General features: G+C 72.3%; 7 protein-coding genes. 1 reads left to right on the forward strand and 6 read right to left on the reverse strand.

Annotation, left to right across the window (positions count from 1 at the left end):
* A partial coding sequence (locus ACR9ZK_RS20405) for a hypothetical protein (RefSeq protein ID WP_481343794.1) occupies positions 1 to 261 on the reverse strand: 261 nt, incomplete at its 3' end.
* Positions 258 to 803 (reverse strand): sigma-70 family RNA polymerase sigma factor, encoded by a 546-nt coding sequence (locus ACR9ZK_RS20410; protein WP_481343795.1) that lies wholly within the window; start codon positions 801 to 803, stop codon positions 258 to 260. The genes ACR9ZK_RS20405 and ACR9ZK_RS20410, both read right to left, overlap by 4 nt.
* Before the next feature lie 127 nt (positions 804 to 930).
* Here ACR9ZK_RS20410 and ACR9ZK_RS20415 point away from each other — a divergent pair, with 127 nt between their 5' ends.
* Entirely contained in the window at positions 931 to 1,560 is a 630-nt protein-coding gene (locus tag ACR9ZK_RS20415) for a hypothetical protein (RefSeq protein ID WP_481343796.1), read from the forward strand.
* Positions 1,561 to 1,639: 79 nt separating this feature from the next.
* On the opposite strand, the gene ACR9ZK_RS20420 is transcribed toward ACR9ZK_RS20415, so the two are convergent.
* The 4 genes from ACR9ZK_RS20420 to ACR9ZK_RS20435 all read right to left on the reverse strand — a co-directional run.
* Positions 1,640 to 2,572 carry a BadF/BadG/BcrA/BcrD ATPase family protein gene (locus ACR9ZK_RS20420; RefSeq protein ID WP_481343797.1) on the reverse strand — a complete coding sequence of 311 codons (933 nt, stop codon included), beginning with the start codon at positions 2,570 to 2,572 and terminating at the stop codon, positions 1,640 to 1,642.
* A gap of 61 nt (positions 2,573 to 2,633) precedes the next feature.
* On the reverse strand, positions 2,634 to 3,554 hold the full coding sequence (locus tag ACR9ZK_RS20425; protein ID WP_481343798.1) for a carbohydrate ABC transporter permease: 921 nt from the start codon (positions 3,552 to 3,554) through the stop codon (positions 2,634 to 2,636).
* On the reverse strand, positions 3,551 to 4,450 hold the full coding sequence (locus ACR9ZK_RS20430) for a carbohydrate ABC transporter permease (RefSeq protein ID WP_481343799.1): 900 nt from the start codon (positions 4,448 to 4,450) through the stop codon (positions 3,551 to 3,553). Before ACR9ZK_RS20430 ends, ACR9ZK_RS20425 begins: the two co-directional genes overlap by 4 nt.
* Before the next feature lie 22 nt (positions 4,451 to 4,472).
* Positions 4,473 to 5,737: extracellular solute-binding protein (locus ACR9ZK_RS20435; protein ID WP_481343800.1), on the reverse strand; the 1,265-nt coding region annotated here is incomplete at its 5' end.

A 5,737-nucleotide genomic window follows, 5' to 3' on the forward strand; every position in this document is an offset into this window, starting at 1 on the left:
CCCACATGTAGCTCCGTCTCGTGGGCTCGGAGATGGGTATAAGAGACAGGGTCCGCGGCGGGTGGGGCCCGGGTCGACGCCCGTCGAGGCGGCGGTGCCTGCTTCGGCGCCCCGGCTCGCGCGGTCGGCGGTGCGGGCCAGGTTCAGGAGTGCCTCGGCGGCCCGGTCGGGAGCACTCGACCTCGGCTGCTCACGGGCCGCGAGGCGGTCGAGGAGGAGGTCGTCGGCGTGGACCGCGGCATACCGCTCGGGGCGGGTCATGGCGCGTCCTCCTCGAGTCGTCGCCGCAGGGCGCGCAGGGCGCGGTGCTGGGCCACCCGCACGGCTGTCGGTGTCATTCCGAGCAGGGCCGCGACCTCATCGGCGGACAGGCCGTCGACGACGCGGAGCAGGAGGATCTCGCGCTGGCGCTCGGGCAGTCGGCCGAGCGGTGCCAGGGCGCGCGAGAGGTCGTCGACCGTCACGGCGCGCTGCTCCGGCGTCGGCTCGGCCGACGCGGCGTCGGGCACGACGCCCGCGAACTCCCGCGCCCTCGCCAGCGAGCGTCGGGCCATCGCCACCTTGTTCGCGGCGATGCCGAAGACGAAGCTGCTGAACGGGGTGGCCCGCTCCTCGTACCCCGGCAGCGCGTGCGCGAGCGCGAGGCAGGCCTCCTGCGTGACGTCCTCGGCGAGCTCGTCGCCGACCCGGGTGAGGCAGTAGCGGTGGATGCGGGGCCGGAACTCGGCCAGCACGGCCTCCACCGCGTCGGGATCGCCCGACCGGCCTCGTCGCACGGCGTCGCGCAGCAGTGGCTCGTCCATGTCCTGTCCACGATGGTGGGTCGAACCGGACATTACACGCGCACCGGGCGTAACGCCGGGTGATCGAGCGGCAATGTACGGGCGCATCCGGCCACCGGTCAGATCTCCCATCGGAAGGACCGAACCCATGAACCACCGGCTCGTCCAGCGCAAGATCGTCCTCGGCGTCGGCGGCGTCGTCGTCGCCGCGGCGATGACGGGCGGCGGCATCGCGGCCGCCTCCGACGACGCCCCGGCCTCGACGCCGGTCGTCGTGACGACCCCCGACACCGACGAGACCTCCGAGGCGGCCGAGACCCCGGAGGCGCCAGAGACCGAGACGCCGGAGGCCACCGAGACCCCCGAGGCCACCGAGACCCCCGAGGCCACCGAGACCCCCGAGGCCACCGAGACCCCCGAGGCCACGGAGAGCGGGAAGCCCCAGCTGCCGGAGGCCGCGGCTCACGGGCAGGCCACGGCGGCGGCGGCGAAGAAGAAGGGCGTCGAGGAGCGCACGGCGCACCGGTCGGCCCGGGCGGCCGAGGTCTCCCACGCCGGAGGCGTCGGGACACCCGCAGCGGACACCCACCCCACCCCGAGCGCGTCCGACGACCAGGGCGAGGACGCCGACGACCAGGGCGAGGACGCGAACGGCGACTCGCACGACTCGGGCGACGACGCGAGCGAGCACGGCTCGCACCACCAGGGTGGCGACGACCACGGTGACGACGGCGACCACGGTGGCGACGTCGGCGGGTCCGGCGGCTCGGACGACTGAGCGCAGCGCCCCGTCCCCTCGTGCGGAGGTCACGCGGCCACCCTCCCGGTCGGCCGCGTGACCACCCTGCGTGCCCTCCTCAGCCGCCCCCGGGCTGGTGCAGGAGGTAGGCCGGGTGGGTGGGCACCGACCCGGTGGTGACGAGGTGACGACCGAGCAGCACCGCGCCGTCGAGCGCACCGCCGCGAGCTGCGCCACGACGGGCGCCGTACCGGGCGAGGTGCCCGTCGAGGGCGCCGACGACCTGGGACGCCGCGAGGAGACCTCCCGTGGCCACGAGCGTCGGGTCGGGCAGCCCGGCGGCCGCAGCCAGCAGCGAGTCCGCGAGCGAGCGTCCCGCGTCGGCGCACACCCGGGCCGCCACCGGGTCGACCGCCGCCGCCGCCGTGACGAGGGGGGCGACCGACGCGAGCCGCTCGGGGGCGTCGGGGCCGGTCATGACGAGGCGCGGCCATCCGGCGGGGTCACCGAGCAACGACGTGGCCGCCTCCAGGAGGACCGGCGAGCCGCCGGCCAGCCCGTCGAGGGCTCGCAGCGCAGCCCGGAGCCCCTCGAGGCCGACCCAGGCGGCCGACCCGTGGTCGCCGAGCACGTGGCCCCAGCCGTCCACGCGGTTCCAGTGCGTGTCGAAGTCGGTGCCGAACGCGACGGCGCCGGTCCCGGCTGCCACGACCGCGCCGGGCCGGACGCCGCCGAGCGCGCCGACGAGGTTGGCGACGGCGTCGCTGACCACCACAGTGGTCGCGGCCCGCAACCCCGAGGCGACCGCGTCGATCACGGCGTCGCGGTCGGCGAGGAAGAGCAGGCCGCGCATCGACCAGACGACCGCGGCGTCCGACAGGTCGGGGTCGTCGAGCAGCCCACGTACGGACGTGACCAGTGCCTCCACGTCGATCCCGTTGGTGCCCAAGCGAGCTCCGTCCGCCGTACCGACGGTCGGCGACGTGCCCGCGGAGGCCGACGCGTCGACGCTCGTGAGTCGCAGCCCCGAGCCGCCGACGTCGACGGCCACGACGCGCCTCAGCAGGCCACGGCCAGGATCCCCGCTCGCACCCACCACGCAGGCGAGCCGATCACTTGGCCATGCCGGCGGTCAAGCCCGCCACGATCTGCTTGGTCGCCACGAGGAACAGCAGGATGAGCGGGACCGTCGTGATGACGAGCCCGGCGAAGACGGCGGAGTAGTTCGTCGCGTTCTCGCCGAAGAAGCTCGTCAGGCCGACGGGAAGCGTGTACTTGTCGTCGCGGCGCAGCAGCACGAGCGGGAAGAGGAAGTCGTTCCAGATCGGCACGAACCGGAAGACGGCGACAGTCGCCACGGCCGGTCGCACGAGCGGCACCATGATCCGCCAGAACGTCTGCCAGTGGTTCGCGCCGTCCAGCGCGGCGGCCTCCTCGAGCTCGGTGGGCAGCTGCCGGAAGAACGTGGTCAGGACGAAGATCGAGAACGGCACGCCGGACGCGGCGTACATCAGGGACAGCCCGAGCCGGGAGTCGATGAGGCCGAGGCCGTCGAAGAGGTAGAAGATCGGCAGGATCGCCAGGTGGATCGGCAGCATGAGGCCGGACAGGAAGAGCGACTCCAGCCACCGGAACACGCGCGAGCGGCCGCGGGCCAGGGCGTAGGCCGCCATCGTGGCCACCGACGTCGAGATGGCGACTGCCCCCACCGTGACCGCCAGCGAGTTGCCGAAGTACGTCGCGAAGCTGCCGGCGGTCCACGCCTCGACGTAGCTGGCGGTGGTGGGGGGCGACGGCAGGCCGAGCGGGTCGGTGATGAGCTCGGAGTTGGACCGGAACGAGCTGCTCACCATGAGCAGCAGCGGCACGAGCGCGAGGGCCGCGTAGGCCCAGAGCAGGACGCTCGCGGTCGCGCCGCCGACGGGCCGGCCCGTACCAGAGGGGCGCCGCCGGTCGGGTCCGGCCGACGCGGGCGGCCTCGCCTCTGCTGCAGGGGCCTGCGACGACGCGGGGGTGACGACCGCGGTGGTCATGCGGTGATCCTCCGCTCGTGCCGGCGGAGCACGGCCGTGGCCAGGTACGCGCCTCCGAAGATGAGGACGAACAGCAGCGTGGCCAGGGCCGACGAGCTGCCGATGGCGTCGGTGGCGCCGGAGTCGAAGGCCGTCCGGTAGAAGAGCAGGGAGACGAAGTCCGTTGCGCCCGCAGGGTTTCCGGTCGAGCCACCGAACGCGTACGGCAGTGCGAACGCCTCCATGGCGAAGATGAACGTCAACACCGACACCGTGCCGACTGCCGGGACGAGCAGGGGCAGGGTGATGCGGGCGAAGGCCTGCCGGTTCGAGGCGCCGTCGACCCGGGCAGCCTCCGTCAGCTCGTCGGGCACCCCACCGAGAGCCGCGCCGTAGAGCAGGACCGGGAACCCGATCCACTGCCAGACGCTGACGAGGATCACCACCCACAGGGCCGTCTTCGGGTCGCCGAGCCACGGCAGGGCCCACGACCGGAGCCCGATGTTCGTCAGCAGCGTGTTCACCGGCCCGAACGTCGGCGAGAGGAGCAGCGTCCACAGGTAGCCGATGACGATCGGGCTGACGAGATAGGGCATGGCGTAGAGCGTCTGGAGCGCGCGTCGCGTCCGTGGGCGGGTGTGCAGCAGGTAGGCGACGCCGAGACCGAGGGTGTTCTGGACGATCATCGTGCCGACGAAGAAGAGCACGTTGTGCAGCAGGGCCCGCGGCAGGTCGGTGGTGAACGGTGCCCGGGTGAACAGGGTGACGAAGTTGTCCACCCCCGCGAACGCCCCGCGCGTCGTGCCCTCCCAGTCGAAGAAGGCGTACGAGAACGCCGTGAGCATCGGGTAGAGCACGAAGACGGCGAAGAGGGCGAGCGCGGGGGCGACGAAGAGCAGTCCGGTGCGGCGCCTCATGCTGTGCCTTTCGGGTCGAGCGTCAGGCGCTCGGCTTGAACCAGGTCTTGACGCCGGAGTCGAGCTCGGAGCTGACAGCGGTGGCGTCCTTGGCGCCGAGGAGCATCTCCTGCAGGGCCTTGCCGAAGATGTCGGTGCCCGACGGCGAGCCGTACCGGAAGTCGGTGAGGAGCAGGTACGGCGAGCCGGAGCGCGTGTAGCTGTCGCTCATCTGCTTCAGGAGCGGGTCGGACGGGTCGACGCCGGGCACGGCCGAGATCTGCTTGACCTCGTCGCTGACCATCTGCCCGAACTCCTTGGTGGTCATCCACGTGACGAGCTCGGTCGCCTCCTTCGGGTGCTTCGACCGGGCCGAGACGGCGAAGTTGCCATCGGCCCACCCCGGGGTCGTCGCGGTGGACCCGCTCGGCGAGCCGGGGGGCGGGGGCACCTGGAAGACGCCGATCCTGACGTTCGGGTTGGCCTTCTGGAGGACGCCGAGGTCGAACGAGCCGCCCGGGATCATCGCCGCCTTCTCGGCCGAGAAGAGGGTCTGGGCGTCGGTCGCCGCCACGCCGGTGACGTTCTCGGGCATGTACTTCGCGAGGTCACCGACGACCTTGACCGAGGCCACCCAGTCGGGGTCGGTGAAGGACTTCTTGCCGCTCAGGACCGCCTCCTGGAAGGCCTTGCCGCCGAAGCGGGGCGCGGCGAGCACCTCGTGGACGATCGGCAGCGTCCAGTCGTCCTTGGCGCCGACGGCGATCGGGGTGACGCCGGCTGCGGCGAGCTTGTCGTTGGCGGCGATGAACTCGTCCCACGTGGTCGGGGCCTCGAGGCCGTTCTTGTCGAACAGGCCCTGGTTGTAGAACATCTGGACCGTCTGGCGCGCGAGCGGGACGGAGTAGATCTTGCCGTCCTCCTTGCCCTTGGCGCTCGCGACGACGTTCTCGTCCCAGCCGGTGAGGTCGACCTTGCCGTCGAGGGGCAGCAGCGACCTGCTCGCGACGGTGGTCTGCAGCTGTCCGTAGGAGCGGACCTGCGGAACGTCGGGGCCGTTCGACCCCGCAAGCCCGGTGGCGAGGATCTTGTTGTACTCCGTCGCCTTGAACGCCTTGACGTCGACGGTGACGCCCGGGTGGGCCTTCTCGTAGGCGGCGAAGATCTTCTTGTAGGCGGCCTCGTCCTCGACGCGCCACGACCACACGGTCAGCGTCACGTCACCGCCCCCCGAGCCCGACCCGCTCGAGCCGCCCGAGGAGGGTGAGCAGCTGTCTCTTATACACATCTGACGCTGCCGACGACGGA

This window comes from Monashia sp. HAY1-5C (assembly GCF_056755255.1).

Coding starts and splice junctions, on each gene's coding strand:
- ACR9ZK_RS20410 (WP_481343795.1), bottom strand. CDS start 803: ATGGACGAGCCACTGCTGCGCGACGCCGTGCGACGAGGCCGGTCGGGC.
- ACR9ZK_RS20415 (WP_481343796.1), top strand. CDS start 931: ATGAACCACCGGCTCGTCCAGCGCAAGATCGTCCTCGGCGTCGGCGGC.
- ACR9ZK_RS20425 (WP_481343798.1), bottom strand. CDS start 3,554: ATGACCACCGCGGTCGTCACCCCCGCGTCGTCGCAGGCCCCTGCAGCA.
- ACR9ZK_RS20430 (WP_481343799.1), bottom strand. CDS start 4,450: ATGAGGCGCCGCACCGGACTGCTCTTCGTCGCCCCCGCGCTCGCCCTC.